Here is a 21292-nt window from a genome sequence, read left to right on the forward strand (position 1 = left end):
TAAAGCGTTTAAAACAAATCCTTTCCGTTCTTTCTCTTCTTCTCGAAGTTTTGGGGTAACCATCCCCGGTACCGGACACTAAAAAGCATCTCCACCTCATGTCCACATCATCTCCACACCAAGTCCACATCATCTCCACCCTTCACCCCAGTACCCTCCCAGTACCCCCTCAGTATCCTCCCAGTATCCCCTCACCATTCCTCCCTGCTTCCTCCATACCACAAGGCAAACTCAAAATGAGAGGATTCTTCTATATTCTGATACAAATTGACGAGGAACTTTGCCCCGGATTTTGTTTTTTTAATGCATGTTCAAGCAAATCCTGTTCTTCATTGCATCCACATTGGTACTGAAGGGAGCTGCCACAGAAAGCATCCCCAAACGCCCTAATATCATCATTATCATGGCAGACGACCTGGGTTTCTCAGATCTTGCCTGTTACGGCGGAGAGATCAAAACGCCCAACCTCGATTATCTCGCTAATAACGGTCTCCGCTACACCCAGTTCTACAATACCTCCCGCTGCTGCCCTACCCGGGCCTCGCTGCTCACAGGTTTATATAACCACCAGGCCGGTATAGGCAGGATGACGGATGCAGATAACGAACCAGGATACCTGGGCCGCCTGTCTGACAACACCGTTACCCTGGCAGAAGTATTAAAGGCAGACGGATACCACACCGCTATGTCCGGCAAATGGCACGTATCCAATACGATCAGGCAGAAAACACCACAACAGCAGATGGCCTGGCTGAATCACCAGCAGGATTTCGGCCCTTTCTCCCCTATTGACCAATATCCGACTAACAGAGGCTTCGAAAAGTTTTTTGGCACCATATGGGGTGTGGTGGATTTTTTCGATCCATTCAGCCTCGTAAGTGGCACAGAACCGATTAAAAATGTACCCGCCAACTATTATCATACAGATGCCATTAACGATACCGCAGTGGCTTACATTAACGAATACGCCACCTCATCACAGCCCTTCTTTTTGTATGTAGCGGAAAATGCCCCTCACTGGCCTTTGCAGGCTTTACCGGAAGACATCGCCAAGTACGGGAACACCTATAAAGCAGGATGGGATGCCATCCGCCAGGCGAGATATCAGCGGATGATAAAGCTGGGGTTGATTGATCCTAAAAAGACAAAGCTGCCCCCATCCATCAAAGAGGAAGTATCCTGGCAAAACAACCCCACCAAAGAATGGGATGCCAAAGCAATGGCCGTACATGCAGCGATGGTAGACAGGATGGACCAGGGCATCGGCCGCATCATTACCGCCCTGAAGAAGAATGGCCAACTGGAAAACACACTAATCCTCTTTTTATCAGATAACGGCGCCAGTGCAGAGAACTGTGCTGCTTACGGACCAGGATTTGACCGGCCGGATAAAACCCGCGATGGCCGCCCCATCATCTATCCCACACAGAAACAGGTGATGCCCGGCCCGCAAACCAGCTTTGCATCTATTGGCCGGCGCTGGGCCAATGTAGCCAATACACCTTATCAATTCTGGAAAGAAGAATCTTATGAAGGCGGTGTGCATACACCGATGATCGCATTCTGGCCTAAAGGTATCACTGTTAGCAAAGGGGGCTTTAGCGCACACGTAGGCCATGTGATGGACTTTATGAACACATTTATTGAACTGAGCGGTGCTAAATACCCTGCTGTAAAAAACGGTAAAGCCCTGCCTCCTTCAACTGGCATCAGTATGGTACCTTCCTTCCATAATAAAACATCTTCCGGCCACACCGTACTCTTCAACGAACATTTCGGAGCACGGTATGCGCGGCAAGATAACTGGAAGCTGGTGGCCACACGCAGGGACAGTGCCGCACATCTGTTTAACCTCGCGGAAGACAGAACAGAAACAAATGACCTTTCCGCCCGGTATCCTGAAAAGGTAAGGGAGTTGGACAGCCTGTGGTTGCAATGGGCTAAGACGCATCAGGTACGTTAAAGATCCGGGAAGTATATCCATACCTTTTCTCCGAAAATATTTTACTACTTTTAAGCAACCACAACCAACCGGAGGAACGACGACCAGGACATGGATGAGCTACTGAACCATAATATTGATCACCTATTCAAGCGGATTAGCGAAGGAGATGAGGCTGCGTTCAGTGCCCTTTTCCAGCACGCCGTTTCTGCTATGTATCCATTTATTATAAGACTGGTAAAACAGGAAACAGCCGCCAAAGAGGTTATCCAGGCTTCTTTTCTGCGCGTATGGCTGAGCCGCGACAAACTTCCGGAGATCACACATGGCCAGGCATGGTTGTATAAAGTAGCTGCCAATGAATGTTACACTTACCTCCGTAAAGAATCCCGGGAAATGAAACTGCGGGAAAGTGCTGCGCCCGTAATTGATATCGGCGATCCGGTGACGGAACAGCTTTCCCTTCGCGAAACACAACGGCTTATCAGTGAGGCGGTAGCACAACTCCCACCGCAGCGCAGGCGCATTTTTTCCATGAGCCGCCACGAGGGAATGAATATCCCTGAAATCGCACAAGCCCTCCGGTTATCTCCTAACTCCGTAAAGAACACACTGGTGCTGGCCCTGCGGGATATCCGCGCGCACCTGGAACGGAATGGGCAACTCACGCCCATCGTGATCTTATTTATTTCAGATTTTTTTTTCAGTAGATAGGTCCTTTTTTCTTTCGGTGGATTCTTACTGATACACGGGTACTATTCCATTAATGATACTTACGATTTTATGCAGGACGACAAACTAAGGTATTTACTTGGTCAGCGACTCTATGGCCGCCAGACAGCCGCGGAAGAAGAGGAACTGTACACCCTGTTGCAGAATGAACAAAATGAGGCGCTTTTTCTTGCAGTTCTCACCGAACTCATGATGGACGCACCGGAGAGGGTACCATACGATGCTGCGCAATGGCAACCCATCCAGGAACGGATCCTGGAAGTAGATGCAGTAGGAACAGCAACACCGGTAAGGCGCCTATGGTGGAAATGGGCAGCAGCAGCTGTGATTTTCGGTACTATCGCGCTGGCAGCATGGCAATTCACCGGTAGAAAAGCGCCGGTACCCGCCACACAGGCAGAGCGGTACAAGAACGATGTGATGCCGGGCAGCAACCGGGCTTCACTGACCCTCGCCGATGGATCTGTGATAGGGCTTAATGAAGCAAAGGAAGGCGTACTGGCAAAACAGGGTGGCACACAGGTGACCAAGTTGCCCAATGGCCGGCTGGCGTACACCAAACCGGATCAGATGGCCACGGTGGCCTGGAACAAGCTCTCCACTCCCCGGGGCGGACAGTACAGGGTTACACTGCCTGATGGTACGGAAGTGTGGCTGAATGCGGCCAGTTCGCTGCGTTTCCCTACGGGATTTGACGGGAACGAAAGAATGGTGGAGCTAAGCGGGGAAGCCTATTTTGAAGTGGCCAAAGATGCGTCTAAACCTTTTATCGTTAAGGCAGAGAACGGTTTGAAAGTAAAAGTACTGGGTACACATTTTAATATCATGGCATATCCCGGTGAACGTTCCGCTAATGTTACATTACTGGAAGGGGCTGTGGAAGTGAACGAGCGGCGGCTTAAACCGGGTGAGCAGGCATTACAGACAGGTAACGGCATCCAGGTGAGTGAAACGGATGTGGAACATGCGGTGGCCTGGAAGAATGGTTACTTCAGTTTCAACAATGCGGACATCAGTACGGTGATGACAACATTGGAGCGCTGGTATGATATTGAAGTGGCATACGAAGCCAATGTGTCTCATCTCCGCTTTGGCGGAGGCATCCAGCGAAGCCTGCCCCTTAGCAGTGTACTGCGGATCCTGGAAAAGAACCAGGTGAAGTTCAGGATAGACGGAAGGAAAATAACTGTTTTACAATAAAGGATCTTTTAAACGCTTAAAACAAACGCTTATTGACGACTTATTAAACATTCACTACCAACCAGGCCCATAAAAAAACCGGCAATGCGGGAACATTACCGGTTGAAGGGCGACAACTATTGATGCGAACCAATTTTTATCACCAAAGTCAAATCTATGCTTTTTTTAAATGCATTGTACCATCGCAAACTTTTGTGGAGGGCTATGAGATTATCAACCTATCTGTTATTGTTGGGCTTCTTACATGTAAGTGCCACCGCCCGCTCCCAGAGAGTGAGTTTTTCGGGCGACAACGCTCCATTGACAACTGTTTTCAAAGCAATTCAAAAACAGTCGGGCTACATTGTATTCTATAATTACGAGCTGCTGAAAAAAACAACGCCGGTCACGCTACGCGTGAAAGGTGTAGCCGTGGAGGAATTGATGAAACAGGCCCTGCTCAACCAGGACCTGGATTTCTCTATAGAAGACAAAACAATTTTCCTTGTACGCCGCGTTCCGGCCGTACCCAGGATACCTGTTATGGAAGCACCAGCCATCACAGTTTCCGGCAGTGTAACAGATGAAAACGGGAAACCGCTGGCAGGTGTTTCCATTGCGGTGAAGGGAACCGTAAGAGGTACACAAACCAACGAAAGAGGTGAATTTATCCTGCCCGGTGTGGACGAAAAGGCCATACTTGTCTTTTCATTTATCGGTTATGACAGCCAGGAAATACACGTAGGCAATCGCCCCGTGTTCAACCTGCGTTTGCGTGCCGTTTCCAGTAAACTGGAAGGTGTGCAGGTGATCAACACCGGTTACCAGACCATTTCCGCTGAAAGGGCCACCGGCTCCTTCTCTTTCATTTCTCCCGCAAGGCTGGAAGCCAAACTTAAACCAGACCTGAAAGCTGCGCTGGAAGGGCAGGCTGCAGGTGTAGTGATCACCAAGGAAGGTAATGTTGAAATTCGCGGCGTATCTACCATGCAGGCAGAAACACAACCCCTGCTGGTAGTGGACGGATATCCGGTACAAGGTGGATTGGAAACGATCAACGTGGATAATATAGAAAGCATCACCGTACTGAAGGATGCCGTGGCCGCCTCCATTTATGGAGCCCGTTCCAGCAACGGCGTGATAGTGGTAACCACCAAGAAAGGACGTGCCGGCGCTTTACGCGTGCAGTACAGAGGTTCTACCGGCATCACCCTCAAACCACAGTTAAGTTACCTGAACCGGGCTTCTGCTGCAGATTACGTTGACGCGGAAATTGACCTGTACAACCAGGACCCTAATTCCTACCTCACCTCTTACAATAGCTACCAGTCTTTAACTGAAGTAGCTTATCTGCAGGTAGCGCAGTCGCAGGGATGGATCACGGCGAAGGAAAGGGATGACCGCATCACACAACTCAAACAGCAGGACGGCATCGGCCAGCTGGAAAAACATTATTTCCGTCATCAATTCACCCAGCAGCATAACATCTCCCTGTCCGGCGGTAATGAAAAAAGTTCATTGAACGCTGCAGTCCGTTATATTTCCAACGAGAACAATACAGTAGGCAACAGCGACAACCGTGTTATCCTGGATATCAAAAACGACTGGCGGCCATTGAAAAACCTGGGAATAAATCTTTTCACGAATGTCAACTATTCCACTACGCGCCAACCGGTGCGGGCCTGGGGGGATATGCTTGGTTACAGTTCCACCTCACTCATCCAGCCATATAGCCTGATCATTGATCCTGCTACCGGACAACCGCAGGATGTATTTACAAAAAACAAACTGAAAGATACCCGGTACGCTGGTATCCCCGGCCTTAAGCCATTGTACTACAACCCACTGGAGGACCTTGCCCTGGAAACCACTAACGCACAAAACCTGCTGGTGCGTTTCGGCGGCAACATCCAGGCAACCATCCTGGAAGGGTTGACGGCAGAGGTCGGCGGCAACTGGTCCAGAGGCAATACCAGCAACAGAACGGTATATGATAAAAACGCTTACCGCATGCGGCTGTACTATGATGATGGTACATCTATTGCCAACCCTTCCAAACATTACCTCCCGGAAGGTGCTATGGTGAATGAAGCACGCGGCGTTACACAATCATACATGTTGCGCGGCCAGTTAGGTTTTAATCGTACCCTGGGCCTCAAACATTATGTATCCGCTATTGCAGGGACTGAGATCAGCCAGATCAAAACGGATAACAACGCCTACCCTACCCGCTTCGGATACAATGACCAGGCAGGCGTTTTTTCCACCTTCAACCTCGCGGATTATAATGCAGGATTATATAACAGCGATATGCTGGGCACCAATCGTCCTGTTGCCAGTATCGGTGCATATACCTTCAATGATAACCGTTTTGTAAGCTGGTATGCTAATGGCAGTTACGAATACGATAACCGTTTTATCGTGAGTGGTAGTATCCGGCTGGATCAGACGAACTTCTTCGGTACCGATCCTCGCTTCCGTCACAAACCCATGTGGAGTGCCGGCGCTACCTACAAACTGGCCAATGAAAAGTTCTTTAGTGTGCCCTGGATCAATAAGCTGAACATCCGCGGTTCTTATGGCATCAACGGAAACATTTCCCTGAACACCGGACCCTTCCTCATTATTGCGCCGGGCTCTTTCTCCAGCCTTACCGGGGATATCAATTATGTAATTTCCTCCCCACCCAATAATACCCTGCGTTGGGAAAAGACCAAAGTGATCAATATCGGAACAGATGCAAGCCTCTTCCGCAACCGCTTACGCCTCACAATGGATTATTACCTGAAGAACAGTGAAGACCTGCTGGCGCCAGATGGCGTTGATCCCACCCGTGGTTTTACTTCCCTGGTTAAAAATGTGGGCAGGATCATCAACCAGGGATTTGAAGTATCCCTCGAAGCTGACCCTGTGAAGCGCACGAACTTTAACTGGAATGTGTTCTTCATTTTTGCTTACAACAAAAACAAAGTGAAGGAATACAACGTGAAATATATTTACCCCAGCAGCCTTACAAACGGCGCTATCCGCCGCGCAGGCGACCCGCTGAACGCGCTGTATGCTTATCGTTTTGCCGGGCTGGACAATAACGGCATCGCCCAGTACTACGACAAAAGTGATAAGAAAATGGTAGGAGGCAGCGCCGCTGTGGATGATCTGGTTTACGCCGGCACACTTCGCCCACCCTATGTAACCAGCATTACCAATACCTTCACCTACAAACGGCTGGACGTATCTTTTATGGTGATTGCACGGTTAGGGAATGTGCTCCGGAAAGATGCCTTCACCGGTTCCAACTACATCAACAAAAACGTGGCTAAACGCTGGCGCAAACCAGGGGATGAAGCCAACACCATCTATCCTAAACTCACGGCCTGGAATATGGATATGTTCTACCTCCCTTACAGCGATGTATTCGTGGAAAGCGCCAGCTTCCTGAAACTGCGCGATGTGACCGTAGCTTATACACTGAACAACCGCCTGTTGAAAAGAGCCGGTGTGAAAGACAGCAAAATTTATTTCCAGTCCCGCAACCTGCTGATGCTCACAGCTAACAGCGACAAGCGCGATCCTGAAATAGCAGAATTGAACACGACGGGTGGCACCGGTGCCTTTACAGAGCAGGGTTTCACCTCCCTGCCCCTGCGGCCGGAATTCTATGTAGGAATTATGATCACCCTCTAAAAATTAACAGCATGAGATCACTTCGTATATATATAAGCGTTATAGCGGGCATCATGATCCTCGGAGCCTGCAACAAGTTCCTGGATGTAAAGCCGAAAGGCAAGCTGATCCCGGGTGAGGTGGCAGATTTTGATCACCTTCTTGATCACAACTATATCGTACAATTTACTTTCCTGGACAATAATCTTGGCAGCATGCCGGGATACCTGACTGATAACCAGGAACTTTCTGAAGGAATAGGGAAAGTGGCCTACAAAGCCAATAACCACCCAAACATAGACCGGTATTATGCATACATTTTCCGCAAGCCTTACAACAATCCTAATGTGTCGGATTATTTCTGGGATTGGGGCACTTATCGCGCCGCTGCCTATTTCAATAATGTGATCAATGGTATCAACAGCATTTCCGGTCTTAGTACGGATGATGACCTGTACGCCCGCAAGGTGATCTCACAGGCACTGGCAGGCCGTGCATGGGGATACTTCCATCATACACTGCTCTATGGGCCGGTGTATAAACCGGGAGGAAATAACAACACCCGCACCATCCCTTATGTAGTGAGTGCAGATGTGGGAGCACCGATGGTAGACCTTTCCACACAGGAAGAAGTATTCACACTGGTAGCGCAGGACCTGCATGCTGCATTGGTGGATGCGCCACTCACCACCAACTGGCCTTCACGCCCAACAAAAGCGGCGGTGCAAACCATGCTGGCCTATTACCATCTGTTCACGCAGAAATATGACAGCGTTGCCTACTATGCAAACCTGGCATGGACCAGCGCTACGGCAAGTGGTGGCGCAGCTAAAGTGCTGTATAACTATAATGATTTCACCTGGACCAATCCCGCTAATCCGATAGCCAGTACTATTAAAGCAACAGACAATTTCCTGGAGGCTGCCAATAGCCGGGAGATCCTCTTGTTCCGCTCAACGGACCGGGGAGCAGGCCGTTCATCCAGCAGTTACCCCTCCCCTGAATTCATCAACCTGTTTGATAAAGTGAACGATCTGCGGTACCAATTTTTCTTCCTAACCGCACCGGGTTACAAAACCACTTACAACGGCACTACGTACGATGATGGCAACCGCGTACAGTACTATCGTGGAAGCAAAACACAGCTCACCTGCGGGTTCACTTACCCTGAACTACTGTTAATGCGTGCAGAAGCTTATGCGCGCACCAACAAACTCCCCGAAGCTGTGGCAGACCTTAACCTGTTGCGCCAATACCGTTACAAGACCGGCACCCCACAGGTAGGGATCGGCACACAGGATGAGGTGATCAGTGCCGTACTGGACGAGCGCCGCAGGGAATTGCCCATCGGTGGCATCAAACGGCTCCTGGACCTGAAACGATTTGTACTGGATACAGGAAAACCATGGTATAAGTCCAAGATCGTACACACATTAGGTACGGAGAGTTTCGAAGCAAATATTGATTCTGATTTCTTCATCCTCAATATTTCCAACACCATATTGCAGTATAATCCACAATGGAAAATACCATTAGATTCACGACCATTTTAAATACTAAAAAATGAAAAAGATCATCACAGCTGCAGTCCTTCTGCTCCCATTGTCACTCATAGCCCAGGAGATCCCTTTTGAAATAAAAGGTAAGATCGCAGACCCGGGTACGCCAGCGAAAGTATTTGTCTATTACCGTAATGGTGCGGATAATATTTCCGATTCCACGGACTTACAGGGTGGTCAGTTTTCCTTTAAAGGGAAAGTGGCTTCCCCATCCAGGGCTACACTTGTATTGCGTAAAGCAATGAAGATGGAAAACCTGAGTTTATACCTGGAGAAAGGTGTTATAAATGTCAACGGCTCAGAAGGCTTCAGTACGGCAACCATAAGCGGCGGCCCGCTGAATGCTGAATTTAATAAACTGGGGGAAGCAACAAAAGCCACCAAAGCCAAATATGCAGAGCTCAACAAAGAATACATGGCCGCTGATGAAGCTACCCGCAAGAGCGAAGCATTCCTGAAAGAGCGGACTGATAAATACAAAGCGATCTCTGTAGAAGAAAAAGCAGCCCTGCTGGCATTTATCAAAAGCAATCCAAAAACCATCATCGCCCTGGATGCGCTGCAATCATACGCAGGATCTATGCCTGATGATGTGGCTGCAATAGAAAACATCTACAAAGGGTTAGCTGCACCAGTACAAAGCAGCACCGCCGGAAAAAATTTCGAGAAGATCCTCACAGGCTGGAAGAATACAGCCATCGGTGCAACAGCACCGGAATTTACGCAGAACAACACAGAAGGTAAACCTGTAAAGCTGGTTGATTTCCGTGGGAAATATGTATTGATCGATTTCTGGGCATCCTGGTGTGGTCCCTGCCGTGCAGAAAATCCGCATGTGGTGAAAGCGTACGAAAAATATAAGGATAAGAACTTCACGATACTCGGTGTATCCCTTGATCAGCCGACAGGTAAAGAAGCCTGGATCAAAGCGATCGCAGATGATAACCTAACCTGGACGCAGGTAAGCGATCTGAAATACTGGGAGAATGAAGCGGCCCGCCTCTATGGCATCCGCGGTATTCCGCAGAACTACCTGCTGGATCCTAAGGGTAAGATCATCGCTAAGAATCTGCGTGGTGATGCACTGGATAAAAAACTGGCGGAGGTGATCGCGAATTAAGTGTTTTTTAAAATAGTGAGGCCGGATTGCAATGGATGCAATCCGGCCTCGTTGTTTTTATTATTGCTTATTTCAGACCATTTTCCCGACGTCAGGAAAATGGTTCTTTTTACCAACTAATATCCACCCTCACCCCATCCGGGTTATTATCAAACTGCACAAAACAGGTCTTAGAAGATTCATCCCATGAAGTAGACGCAGGCTTTATCTTCTCCCCACCCGGCCCCGTCAGCATCATTTCCTTCGGCGTAAAAGGCAGCAAAATACGCATCGCATTCACCGTTCTCACAGGGCTTTTTGCCACGAAACTATAAGAACCTGCCTTCCGCTCTTCATTATAAACACGGCATGCAGCAGCAAGCACCTGCGGTTTCCCCTGCTCCTTCACTCTCCCTACGTTCAGCAACAAAGCCTGCGTTCCTGGAGTAACAGATTTACTAGCCAGCACAGGTAGTGTAGGATCAAAAAGATCGATCACCGGCCCCTTTACCACATAAGGCTCCTGACCAGTGCTTTCATCCATCACCGCCACAACATCGTACATCCCCCTGGATACATAGAGGCTATTCTTGAACAGAAGTTTGCCTGCTTTGGCACTTTCTTCATAAGCCTTTTTCACCAGCGCCACATAAGCCGCTTCCCCTCCTGCATTCATCACAAATTCTTTAGGATGCTGGCGTACGATATATACCACCCCTTTTCCTACGTTTGATTGCGGGCTTGCCGGGTTAATACCCAGCAGTTTAAAAAGGTGTTCAGAAGGCGCTTTAAAGCTATTGCCCTTCGTATTCCACCATTCCTGTACGGATTGATAAGGATCATCATCCTGGCCGCAATAGATCAGCACACCGCCTTTCTTTACCCATGCCGCCAGGTGTTCATGCACCTCAGGCGACATCGGTTTCATGTTGGAGTAACTCATCACCAATACCTTGATATCTTTCAGCGTTCCCGCAAACGGCAGGTTTTCCATGTGTACTGTTTGTACCGGAATACCCAGCTTCACCAGCGGCAACGTTTGCCCGTAGAAGTTAGAGAACTGCGGATCTTCAAATCCCTGATGCGTAGGGAAACGCTGGAACATCATGGAATTACCCATGAGCACACCTATCCCGTTTATGCCGGACACCTTGTTCTCCGTTACCGGCATACTGTTCAGCGCATTGACCATGATCTGCATCTGGGTGGAATAATACTTCGGGATCAGGATGCTGGAATCACTGTTCGGCAATTTGTATGGGCGGGTATAGATCCGCTCCGGCCAGGGCATCACTTCGTAATCTGCTACCGTGGGATATAACAGCTTAGCCGTAAAAGTAGCTTCGTAATTACGTTTGTAATCTCCCCAATCGCGCGGCCAATCTTCTATCGGGTCCGTGAGCAGGAAGATCTTGCGGCCGGTAGGCGCCGTCATAGAGATCATCGAACCATATTCGAGGAATGCATTTTCAAACACCCGTTCTTTCCGTAAGCCGTTGTAAAAAGTAGGCTCGCGCGAGGTGCCTGTCCATACCTGTGCAACGTAACCATCTATGCTGGGCAGCGAAGCTAAACTCGCCTCCGGGCTTACGATCCGCCAGGAAGAATAATTCACCAGCGAATGTGTGGGGATATACACCTTCACATCCATGCCCTTCTGTTTACCATATGCTTTAGCGTATTCGGACACTTCTTTGATGGCATTGAAATACAGGTGGTATTTCAGTTTGCTGGACAGGTACGTATTCTCCGGTGAAGTATGTTGCGGCTGCCAGGGGAATCCATAATAACGCTGCCATTCCTTTTTGAATACTTCACTATAACCTGCACGCGCCCAGAACTCCGGTTCTTCCAGGTGAATGTGGCTGATACCAGCATCGATCACTTTTTTGATGATGGCCTCCTTCATATAAGCGATGAAGGTGCTTTCCGGCACCACGTAAGGCACATTCCGGCCATGCCAGATGGTATCGCCATCCTGCTCTACCTGCCCGATGCCAAAGTGATTTTTGCCATCCCATTTACCGGTGAAATAATCTTCGTACTGCCCCCAGGCAATGCCGGTCATGAAATGGGTCTGATACCCCCTCTCCTGCCATGATCGCACACGTTGCTCAAAGGTGATGCCACGGCGATCGTTGGCTCCATAAACGATCGCAATATCGGAACGGACATCAATTTCCGGGGTCCACGCACTACTGGTCTGAAAGGCCGTTTTCTGCTGCGCTATAGCAGCGGCAGAAATGCTCAGGCTGCAAACAATTATGAATGCTCTTTTCATCATGGTATATTCAATGTTTTGACGGTTGTGTAGTTGTAATATTTCAGACCATAATCTACACGCGCTCCCACCCGCAGATAGTAAGCACGGGAAGCAGGGAGTTTATCTTTCGTGGTGAGGGTAACAGTTTGCCCCAGCTGATCATTGCCGGTTGTACCGCTGTAATTCACCTGCACAGAATATTTATTATCGTAGTTGTTATTACCCACGTAAGTATTAGGACTTACAAAGAGGAATACATCCGTTACGTTCTGCTGGAACAAAGGATTGGCAGTGCCACGCGTAAAACGCACCTGCACGGAAATAGCCTGGTTAGCGCTATTGTATGCCGGTTCTCCTATCCATTCCACATTCAGGAAAGGTTCCACTTCAAAATCAACATTAGTGGTGCCGGCAATATCCATCGTTTTACGATTATCTACTGTGATCTGACCAGAGCCATCGTATTGCAGCAGCGGTACAAAAGGACCTTCCACGGAAATGCGGTAGTTACCTTTGAAGATCTTCGTATTGCGGAAAGATCCATCCTGCATGGCGAAGAAATAATAAGGTGTGGGCGTCTTGCTCCAGCTCAGTTCTTCCAGCACAAGGCGAATACCTCTGTCTCCTGCTTCGGATTGCAGGTTCACCTTAGCGGCGGCAGTTTTCACATTACCGGCGAGTGTTTCCTTCGGTTCCGGATAATCATCGAACTTCTTCGTGCAGGCGCTGGCCATCAATATTAATATAAATAAACTTATGTTTTTCATGACGTTACTTTTTAATAACCTGGGTTCTGGATAAGGTTCTGGCTTTTAGAGATCTCCGAGCCGGGTATCTCCTGGTAATACCACCTGGTATCAAACGTATACCGGGAGTTCCGTTCATCAAACCGCGCATCGAAGAAATATTTGCCGGCGCCTGCTGCATAGAACGGCATCAGCGTACGATACACGGTACCGTTTTGTTCCTTGTCCAGGATGCGCCATCTTTTCAGATCCCACCAAACCTTGTTTTCAAATGCCAGTTCTTTCCTTCTTTCATTACGCACGATGTTGATGTTGTTCAACTCGGCAATGGAGCCTAATAATACCGCACCTGCCCTGTCACGGATCTGGTTGATGATATTAAAAGCATCCTGCAGGTAATTACCAGCCTGTCCGCCTGCATACAATTCATAAGCAGCTTCTGCACGGTTCAGCAATACTTCTGCATAACGCATTTCGATCCATGTCTGGTCTGAACGGTTTTCCAGTACTTCTGCGGTAGGTCTTGCAGGGTCCAGGTATTTCCGCACCGAGAAACCGGATACAGCGGCGGTGCCATCAGCTGTGAACACACCACTCCGGCCTGCAGGGTTTTTCTTTGATCCATCCGGCAGCGTAAAAGGTGTTTGCTGTGCATTGGCGGAAGAAACGATATTGGCAGCAGGATAAGGTGCAGTAGACCCCTCCGGCAACAAGCGATCTATCCCCCCGGCTACCGCGCCGGTATAGATACCCCGATAGATCTCTATGCTTTCATTCTTAAATACATCTCCCGGAACGATCACGGAAGCCCGGAGACGCGGCTCTGCATTTGCAAAGAGATCGAGTGTATTGGTGTAGAGGATGTATTTACCTGTAGCGTCCAGCGTTTGAATGGTGCCATCTGCATTTTTAGGTATGCCATCAAATAACTCTACTAAATTCAGTGTAGGATTCACTTCCGAAGAATAACCATTTCCTCCCATCAGCTGGCGCGGCACATTGTAAGCATCATAACCGTGAACCGTTTCAGGATATTTATATCCTTTGATGAGGATGTTCTCCCCACTGGTGGCATCAAAGAACAGGTTGATGTAATTCTGCATCTGGGCCGCTTTATCTCCTGCCGTCCAGTTTTTCCTGTACAGGCTGTATTGCCCTTCCAGTAGCACAGCTGCATCATAGGCGGCTTTGAAATACTCATTTGCCCTGGTAGCCGGGATACCGCATAAGCGATTTTGATTACCATCAAACAATTGGATCTGGTTGTACTTTGCAATGGAACCTGCGTACAACATTGCACGGGATTTAAAAGCAGCAGCCACATATTTATTCGCACGGCCGGACTCACTCGTGGGCTTCATATTGTTATATGCGAAATCAAGATCAGCTGCAATGGAATCATAGACTGCAGCCTCGGAGGCGCGTGGCACCCTAAGTTCTTCTATGCTTTGTTCAGGATAGTTCAATACCGTGTTCACAATGGGTACACCACCGTATCTTTTCACGAGTGCCATATAGGTCACTGCACGAATGAAACGGGCTTCTCCCATCCAATGGTTCACATCTGCCTGCTGAAAGTTGCCGGCATAAGTGGGTAGTGTTTGCAGGAAATAATTTGCTTCCCTTAATAGCGGGTAAGCGCGTTCCCAGAAGTTGAAACCTTCTGTTGTAGAACCATTCAGGTCACGGCTCAAAGCCTCGCCGGTGTTGGCCGGTTGAGGATTGATGATCCAGAAATGATTAGTGCCTCTTGTGGGTGAATAGCGGAAATCTTCCAATGGCAATTCACTATAGCAGCGCGCCATGTAGATCCTGATGCCACCTTCTGTGGTAAATACATCTTTGTCCTGGATCACGTTCATCGGTGGAATATCCAGATCGGTGCAACCGACGAAACATACGATGGAAAGTAAGAATATCTTCAGTTTCATAACATTAAAATTTAACGTTCAGGCCTACGGAAAAAGTCCTGTTAAGCGGATACAGGTAGCTGTACAAAGTAGCAGGGTGTTCAGGGTCTACATACTTGATGTCCGTGATGGTGATCAGGTTGTAGCCGTTCACAAAAGCCCTTACGCCGTGTAACCCTATCCTTTCTGTCAGCTTATCCGGCAATGAGTATCCTATCTCTGCACTCTTCAGGCGCACATACGCGGCATTCTGTACGTTGAAGCCCGAGTTCTCATCCGGCACCGTGCCCGTATAGCCATATTTCCCCGGCACCCATTGTATATTGGGATCATAAGGATCCGCAGTTGGGTCTGCGGGATGCCACCTGTCCAGGAACAAGGCCAGGCCGCTGCCACCACCCCAGAGGGATTCGCGCAGTTGTTCGTTATACCCGATGTTTACCAGGCTCGCACCTTGTATAAGGAGGTTGAAGTCTATGCCCTTCCAGGAACCGCCGAGCATAAGCCCATAGTTCACCATCGGGATGCCGTTGTAAGCAATGGGATGCACATCCAGATCGCTGATCATGCCATCTCCGTTCCAGTCTTCATAAGCGTAATCACCAGGCAGTGTACCTCTTCCCACATAAGTTTTGCTGGCCAGGATATCCTGCCAGGAGCCAAAGCGGCCACCGGCACCAAGGCCCCAGCGGGCATTATTGAAGCGGTTGTTGGAATTCTGCCGCCAGTTATCGTAGGAATTACCCGCAGCAGAACGCTCTACATAACGGTTGCGGGTACGCGTGTAAGAATAGATCGCTTTGGCGTAATACTCGAAGTCGCCAATTTTATTACCGTGATTGATCTCTACTTCCACACCTTGTGAGCGGCTGCTGTTGAGGTTCTCTTCCGGAAGGTTAGCGCCTACTACACCTGGCAGGCTTTGCGAACGGGTCGTCAGCAAACCGGTACCATCACGGCGGAATACATCTACCGTAACACCCAGCATGCCCTGCCACGCATCTAAGTCAATACCAAGGTTGGTGGTTTTGGCTACAAACCAGGTAATGAAAGGATTGGGGATACCTTTACTTTGCAGGCCATTGATGAATTCCGCATCGAAGATGCTGCCCGGAGGAAGCTGGTTATTATCGCCGGAAGCCGGATAAGTATATCCTGTGATGAACTGGTAAGCAATGGCGCCATCATCACCCAGTTCGCCGTAAGAAGCACGGAGTTTCAGGTTGCTGATCATCTTTAAGGTGGAAGAGTTCTTCCAGAATCCTTCTTCAGATAACCGCCATCCTACTGATACACCGGGGAAGAAACCATACCGTTTGTTTTCAGGGAATTTAGATGAACCATCTCTGCGAAAGCTCGCTTCCACCAGGTATTTGGATTTGTAGGCATAATTCAACCTGCCCACCAGCGCCCGGTTAGCATTGCGGTAAAGATCGGTCAGGGAGGATGACATATTACCCTGCTGATTGGAACTATTACCCGCCATCAGCTGATCTACTGCCAGGGAAAGTTCCCGCATGGCATAGAAGTTATCACCAGAGCGCACATTGTTTTCATACAGCAGTAATGCACTCACATCATGCACGGTATTGAACTTGTGGTCGTAGCTGGCAGACAACTGGAACAGCGTATTAGGCCGCTCAAAATATTCCCGCCGTAAACTGGAAGGCGACTGCTGCGGCCTGGCCGTGTAAGTATCCGAAGCACCATCATAAGTATATTGATTGTACTGCCGTTGATACAGTTTATTGATGAAGCTGTTATAGTCGTAGCTATATACTGCTTTGAACTTTAGCCCGGACAAAAAAGGCGCCTGGTAAGTAGCAGATACAGAGGACTGGAACCAGCGGTTCATAAATACCTTATACCCTGAAATATTCCTGTCGGACATGGCCACGGGGTTTGTACCATCCACGGGTGTATGTGCCAGGTATTCCGGGTTATTGTTGGCATATACCGGCTCCAGCGGATTCTGCCGCCAGAAGGAACGAATGATCCACCAGGAATCCTGGTAGGGCTGGTTCTTCTGGTCCAGGATACCGCTCACGTTAAGGTCCATCGTGATATCTTTCGTTACTCTGCCCGAAATGTTGGCGCGTACGTTGTAGCGTTTATAGTTCAGATCACCGCTTCTGAGGAAACCTTGTTGCTCTGTGTAGCCAAGGCTCACGTAGTAACTGATATCTTCACTTCCGCCGGAAGCATTGAGGTTATGCTGCATTTGCGGCACCACATTCTTGATGGTGGGCGTATACCAGTCCGTGCTCGTTTTGCTGCCGTTACGGTATGCTTCAAAATCAGCATCTGTGTATGCAATGCGGCCGCCGTTTACATTATGCATCTGCTTTTCGTTCACCAGTGTCATATAGCCGATAGCGTCCAGTGAGCGGGGAAGACCAGAAGGCGTTTGCCATGTGTAACTACCGTTGTAAGTGAGCTGACGGCCGATCTTGCCACGTTTGGTGGTGACCAGCACAACACCGTTAGCTGCCCGTACACCATATACAGCTGCCGATGCATCTTTCAGTACAGAAACCGTTTCAATGTCATTGGGATCGAGACGGGCAATGTTATCCCGCGGGATACCATCTATGATCATCAACGGTGCGCCAAACCCGCGGATGTCGAAGTTGTTATCAAAAGAACCCGGTTCACTGCTGTTCTGCACAATACGCAAACCAGGTACTTTACCGGTGAGCATGTTCACCACACTTTCGTTCTTAGTAGTATTGATCTCTTTACTGGTAACCGACGCTACAGAACCCGTGAGCGTTGCTTTTTTCTGCACACCATATCCCACTACTACCAATGTGGTGAGGGCTTTATTTTCTACTACAAGCTTCACATCAACCGTTGTTCTTTTCTGAATAGGTATTTCCTGGCTGATGTATCCGATGAAAGAGAACACCAGTGTTTCCGTCCCCTCAGGCACAGACAACACGTAACTGCCGTCTTCCCTGGTGGCCGTACCTTTGGAGGTACCTTTCACTGCCACGTTCACACCCGGCAGTGGTTCCTGGTTCTCTCCCACCACTTTTCCCTTCACCGAAAAAACCTGCTGAACAGGTGTGCTTCTGGGTTTCACCACGATCGTGTTTTCACGGATGGCATAATCCAGTGGCTGATTCGCAAAGCAGAGGTTCAGCACTTCCTCTATCGTTGCTTTTTCTACAGAAATGCTCACGGGTTTTGCAGTGGCCAGCTGAGCATCGTTGTACAGCAGTTTATAACCGCTTTGTCTTTTTAATTCTTTCAACACTTCTTCAATAGAAGTGTTCGTGACCTTTAGGGTGATCAATTGTGCAAATGCCGATGCACGCACCTGCATGAATACGATCATACATAACGCGAAGGTCAGCTTCCCATAAATGAGGAATTTGGATGTGTGGAACCGGTTCATAGCATATATTTTGGCTGTTATGGTTAAATAATATGGCTATATTATCTGGACACCTCGATGGTGCCTCCTTTCAGGTTAAATCGAACGCTTTCCGTCATTTCCAGCATGTTCAGCACACCGGATACATTACCGTACCGCGATACCGTACCGGAGAAAGTAAGGCCCGGCATGTCGGTTGTATAGATTGGTTTTACATTATACCATCGCGCAAGTTTGCGCATGATGCCGTGAATATCTTCGTTATCAAAAATGAAAAGGCCGTTCTTCCAGGCCACTGCTTCTTCTGTATTTGCTTTACCCGTAGTGATGGTGCTGCCAATAAAGGCCTGCATGCCGGGCTTAAGGAGTTGCCGGCCTGATGAATTACTGATGGCCACGCTGCCTTCTAGGAGTGTTACTTTGCTTTTCGCTTCATCAGCATAAGCCATTACGTTGAAGTGAGTACCCAGTACTTCTACTACACTGCCGTTAAATGCTACTTTGAATGGTTTGCCTTTATCCGCCGCCACTTCAAAATAAGCCTCGCCGGTAATTTCTACAGATCGTTCTTTACCGGTGAAGGAAGAAGGAAACCTCAAAGAAGATGCCGCATTGAGCCAAACGCTGGTACCATCAGCAAGCGCGATCCTGAATTGCCCGCCTACCGGGGTGGATAGTGTATGTATCTGCACCTCTTCAGTACCGCTGCTCATATTATAAGCGAGGCTGCCGCTATCCAGTTTAATACATTGTACACCACCCTGTTTAAAGAGCGTGCCATTCCCTGCACTATCCAGCACAATACGCTGACCATTGCCTAATGTCAATACCGCACGGTTGCCACCGGGAGAACCGTTGTTATTATTCACTACAGTAGAAGGAACAGCAGGTGAAGGTTGTTTGGTAAGCCACCAGCCCAACGCAATGAGGAGCAGTACAGCAGCAGCTGAAGTAGTTAATCTGAAAGCCCTGATGCGGGCGGATCTTTTCCACCCTATGCTGTGCTCAATAGCGCCCAGCAATCTCTTCTCATGAAGATCACGGCTTTCTGCCATGGCGGGCGGTACTTCCAGCTGTTGGCCATCGTCATGCGCCAGCCACGCAGCCAGTTCTGCGGACTCCTCAGGAGTGATCGTGCCCTGTAACTGCTTTTGGGCCAGTTCGAGATAGCGTTCGTTAGTGGAATTATCTTGCATCAGCAAAAGGGTTTCTGATACAAGGTCAATTGAAGAAAGGTTTTCCCTGAATGGGGAGAAAAATATTTTTTAGAAGAAGAACATCCACATCCGGGAAATGAGTTGTCCAAGCCCTGTGCGTAATATCTTCAACGCACGGCTGATATGGGTTTCCACTGTTTTTTCCGATACTTTCATATACCCTGCTATCTCCCGCTGGCTATACCCTTCTCCACGGAGCCGGTAAGCGAGTTGGCATTTCTCCGGAAGGCGGGATACCATTTTCTCCAGCCATCCCCTAAGCTCCTCAAATCCAAGCAGTTCTTCCGTAGAATTTTCTCCCGGTTCCTGGTTACGGGCAGTTTCCTGTATATAGGTTTTGGCCCGCTGCTGCCTGGCCAGGAAATTCAGCATACGGTATCTTACAGCTACTACAAGATAGCCCGCTAACTGCTGTTTTATTTCCAGTATTTCGCGGCGCTGCCATAAGTCTACAAACACATCCTGTACAATACTTTCTGCTTCAGAAAGATCATCCAGTTTTTTTCCTGCTATGTAAAGAAGTTTGTCCCAATACCTTTTGTAGATTTCCCGGAAAGCATGATGTCCCCCCCTTTGCAGAAGAAGCAAAAGATCCTCATCACTGTGGAACTGTAAATTGACGCTACCCATCCATGCAGGTATTAAAATTTGGGCAAATTAACGTAAGCCGGCAATTTCTAATCTCACTGCAAACATACTGCTAAATCGATAATGCAAAGGAGAAAATTTTATCCCATGAAATCATCAATAAGCTTCAATACCTCGTCAAAGTTGCTTTCAAGCACCATGTGCGAACCTTCAATAATATGCACCTGCGCATGCGGTATATCCCTTTTGTAACAAGGGGCTTCAGCTACGCCAAAATAAGGATCATACTTACCCCATATTACCAGTGCCGGGGGCTGGTGTGTGCGAAAATACTGCTGGAATACAGGGAACATTTCAATATTGTGTTTATAATCCCAACTCAGTTCGTATTGCATATCAAGGTTCCCGGGCCTTTTCATCCGGTCCCAATCCAGCATCCACAATTCAGGACTGATACGATCAAACATCTCTTTGGGCAACCCACTGGTGTATTGGTCCTTCGTACCCTCTTCACTTAAGTAGGCATACACCTTTTTCTTTTTCTCTTCCGTGGGGTTTTCCCAAAACTCCATGAGTTCATCCCATTGTGGGTGTATCCCTTCTTCATATGCATTCCCATTCTGAACAATGATCCGTTCTATCTTTTCCGGATGGTTCACACATAACCGCTGGCCGATAGGAGCGCCAAAGTCGTGCAGATAAATGGTGAACGAACTTAATCCTATCTCTTCGGTAAACCGGTTGATATGCACTGCTATATTTTCAAAAGTATACTCAAAACTATTCCTGTCCGGAAAAGCACTGAATCCAAAACCCGGATAGTCCGGGGCAATGAGGTGAAATTTGTCCGACAGTGCAACCATCAGGTTTTTGAACATGACGGATGAAGTGGGGAATCCATGCAGGAGTAACAGTGATGGATTCGCCCTGTCTCCGGCTTCCCGATAAAAAATATCTACGCCATCTACTGTTATTGTTTTGTTGAAGATCTGCCGGGTCATACTGGTTAACTATT

The 21292-nt window shown here is 48.5% G+C and carries 13 protein-coding genes; 6 read left to right on the forward strand and 7 right to left on the reverse strand.

The window, feature by feature from the left end; all coding sequences use genetic code 11:
* The first annotated feature begins 307 nt into the window (after positions 1 to 307).
* From GFS24_RS08850 to GFS24_RS08875, 6 genes are all read left to right on the forward strand, one after another.
* On the forward strand, positions 308 to 1963 hold the full coding sequence (locus GFS24_RS08850) for an arylsulfatase (protein WP_153659205.1): 1656 nt from the start codon (positions 308 to 310) through the stop codon (positions 1961 to 1963).
* A gap of 90 nt (positions 1964 to 2053) precedes the next feature.
* On the forward strand, positions 2054 to 2656 hold the full coding sequence (locus GFS24_RS08855; protein WP_153659206.1) for an RNA polymerase sigma factor: 603 nt from the start codon (positions 2054 to 2056) through the stop codon (positions 2654 to 2656).
* 69 nt (positions 2657 to 2725) lie between these two features.
* A complete protein-coding gene (locus tag GFS24_RS08860) occupies positions 2726 to 3874 on the forward strand; it encodes a FecR family protein (RefSeq protein ID WP_153659207.1) in 1149 nt (382 codons plus the stop codon).
* A 204-nt stretch (positions 3875 to 4078) separates the two neighbouring features.
* On the forward strand, positions 4079 to 7537 hold the full coding sequence (locus GFS24_RS08865; protein WP_173003019.1) for a SusC/RagA family TonB-linked outer membrane protein: 3459 nt from the start codon (positions 4079 to 4081) through the stop codon (positions 7535 to 7537).
* Positions 7538 to 7548: 11 nt separating this feature from the next.
* On the forward strand, positions 7549 to 9069 hold the full coding sequence (locus GFS24_RS08870; RefSeq protein ID WP_153659209.1) for a RagB/SusD family nutrient uptake outer membrane protein: 1521 nt from the start codon (positions 7549 to 7551) through the stop codon (positions 9067 to 9069).
* Between the two features lie 10 nt (positions 9070 to 9079).
* A complete protein-coding gene (locus tag GFS24_RS08875; RefSeq protein WP_153659210.1) occupies positions 9080 to 10195 on the forward strand; it encodes a TlpA disulfide reductase family protein in 1116 nt (371 codons plus the stop codon).
* Between the two features lie 109 nt (positions 10196 to 10304).
* Here the strand turns inward: GFS24_RS08875 and GFS24_RS08880 are convergent, their stop codons facing one another.
* The 7 genes from GFS24_RS08880 to GFS24_RS08910 form a co-directional block, all read right to left on the reverse strand.
* Positions 10305 to 12458, reverse strand: a complete 2154-nt coding sequence (locus GFS24_RS08880) for a hypothetical protein (protein WP_253906419.1) — start codon at positions 12456 to 12458, stop codon at positions 10305 to 10307.
* Positions 12455 to 13204 carry a DUF3823 domain-containing protein gene (locus tag GFS24_RS08885; RefSeq protein ID WP_153659211.1) on the reverse strand — a complete coding sequence of 250 codons (750 nt, stop codon included), beginning with the start codon at positions 13202 to 13204 and terminating at the stop codon, positions 12455 to 12457. Before GFS24_RS08885 ends, GFS24_RS08880 begins: the two co-directional genes overlap by 4 nt.
* 11 nt (positions 13205 to 13215) lie before the next feature.
* Positions 13216 to 15114, reverse strand: coding sequence for a RagB/SusD family nutrient uptake outer membrane protein (locus tag GFS24_RS08890; RefSeq protein WP_153659212.1), 1899 nt, complete (start codon positions 15112 to 15114; stop codon positions 13216 to 13218).
* A gap of 4 nt (positions 15115 to 15118) precedes the next feature.
* Positions 15119 to 18493, reverse strand: a complete 3375-nt coding sequence (locus GFS24_RS08895) for a TonB-dependent receptor (protein ID WP_153659213.1) — start codon at positions 18491 to 18493, stop codon at positions 15119 to 15121.
* A gap of 41 nt (positions 18494 to 18534) precedes the next feature.
* Entirely contained in the window at positions 18535 to 19668 is a 1134-nt protein-coding gene (locus GFS24_RS08900) for a FecR family protein (protein ID WP_153659214.1), read from the reverse strand.
* Positions 19669 to 19737: 69 nt separating this feature from the next.
* Positions 19738 to 20319, reverse strand: coding sequence for an RNA polymerase sigma-70 factor (locus GFS24_RS08905; RefSeq protein ID WP_153659215.1), 582 nt, complete (start codon positions 20317 to 20319; stop codon positions 19738 to 19740).
* A gap of 98 nt (positions 20320 to 20417) precedes the next feature.
* Positions 20418 to 21278 (reverse strand): alpha/beta fold hydrolase, encoded by an 861-nt coding sequence (locus GFS24_RS08910; protein WP_153659216.1) that lies wholly within the window; start codon positions 21276 to 21278, stop codon positions 20418 to 20420.
* Positions 21279 to 21292 lie beyond the last annotated feature (14 nt).

The sequence above is a fragment of the Chitinophaga sp. SYP-B3965 genome (assembly GCF_009647655.1).
Taxonomy (GTDB): domain Bacteria; phylum Bacteroidota; class Bacteroidia; order Chitinophagales; family Chitinophagaceae; genus Chitinophaga.

Excerpts from the sequence above, each read along its gene's own strand:
- GFS24_RS08850 (WP_153659205.1), top strand. The coding sequence starts at position 308 with ATGTTCAAGCAAATCCTGTTCTTCATTGCATCCACATTGGTACTGAAG.
- GFS24_RS08855 (WP_153659206.1), top strand. The coding sequence starts at position 2,054 with ATGGATGAGCTACTGAACCATAATATTGATCACCTATTCAAGCGGATT.
- GFS24_RS08860 (WP_153659207.1), top strand. The coding sequence starts at position 2,726 with ATGCAGGACGACAAACTAAGGTATTTACTTGGTCAGCGACTCTATGGC.
- GFS24_RS08865 (WP_173003019.1), top strand. The coding sequence starts at position 4,079 with ATGAGATTATCAACCTATCTGTTATTGTTGGGCTTCTTACATGTAAGT.
- GFS24_RS08870 (WP_153659209.1), top strand. The coding sequence starts at position 7,549 with ATGAGATCACTTCGTATATATATAAGCGTTATAGCGGGCATCATGATC.
- GFS24_RS08875 (WP_153659210.1), top strand. The coding sequence starts at position 9,080 with ATGAAAAAGATCATCACAGCTGCAGTCCTTCTGCTCCCATTGTCACTC.
- GFS24_RS08880 (WP_253906419.1), bottom strand. The coding sequence starts at position 12,458 with ATGATGAAAAGAGCATTCATAATTGTTTGCAGCCTGAGCATTTCTGCC.
- GFS24_RS08885 (WP_153659211.1), bottom strand. The coding sequence starts at position 13,204 with ATGAAAAACATAAGTTTATTTATATTAATATTGATGGCCAGCGCCTGC.
- GFS24_RS08890 (WP_153659212.1), bottom strand. The coding sequence starts at position 15,114 with ATGAAACTGAAGATATTCTTACTTTCCATCGTATGTTTCGTCGGTTGC.
- GFS24_RS08895 (WP_153659213.1), bottom strand. The coding sequence starts at position 18,493 with ATGAACCGGTTCCACACATCCAAATTCCTCATTTATGGGAAGCTGACC.
- GFS24_RS08900 (WP_153659214.1), bottom strand. The coding sequence starts at position 19,668 with ATGCAAGATAATTCCACTAACGAACGCTATCTCGAACTGGCCCAAAAG.
- GFS24_RS08905 (WP_153659215.1), bottom strand. The coding sequence starts at position 20,319 with ATGGGTAGCGTCAATTTACAGTTCCACAGTGATGAGGATCTTTTGCTT.
- GFS24_RS08910 (WP_153659216.1), bottom strand. The coding sequence starts at position 21,278 with ATGACCCGGCAGATCTTCAACAAAACAATAACAGTAGATGGCGTAGAT.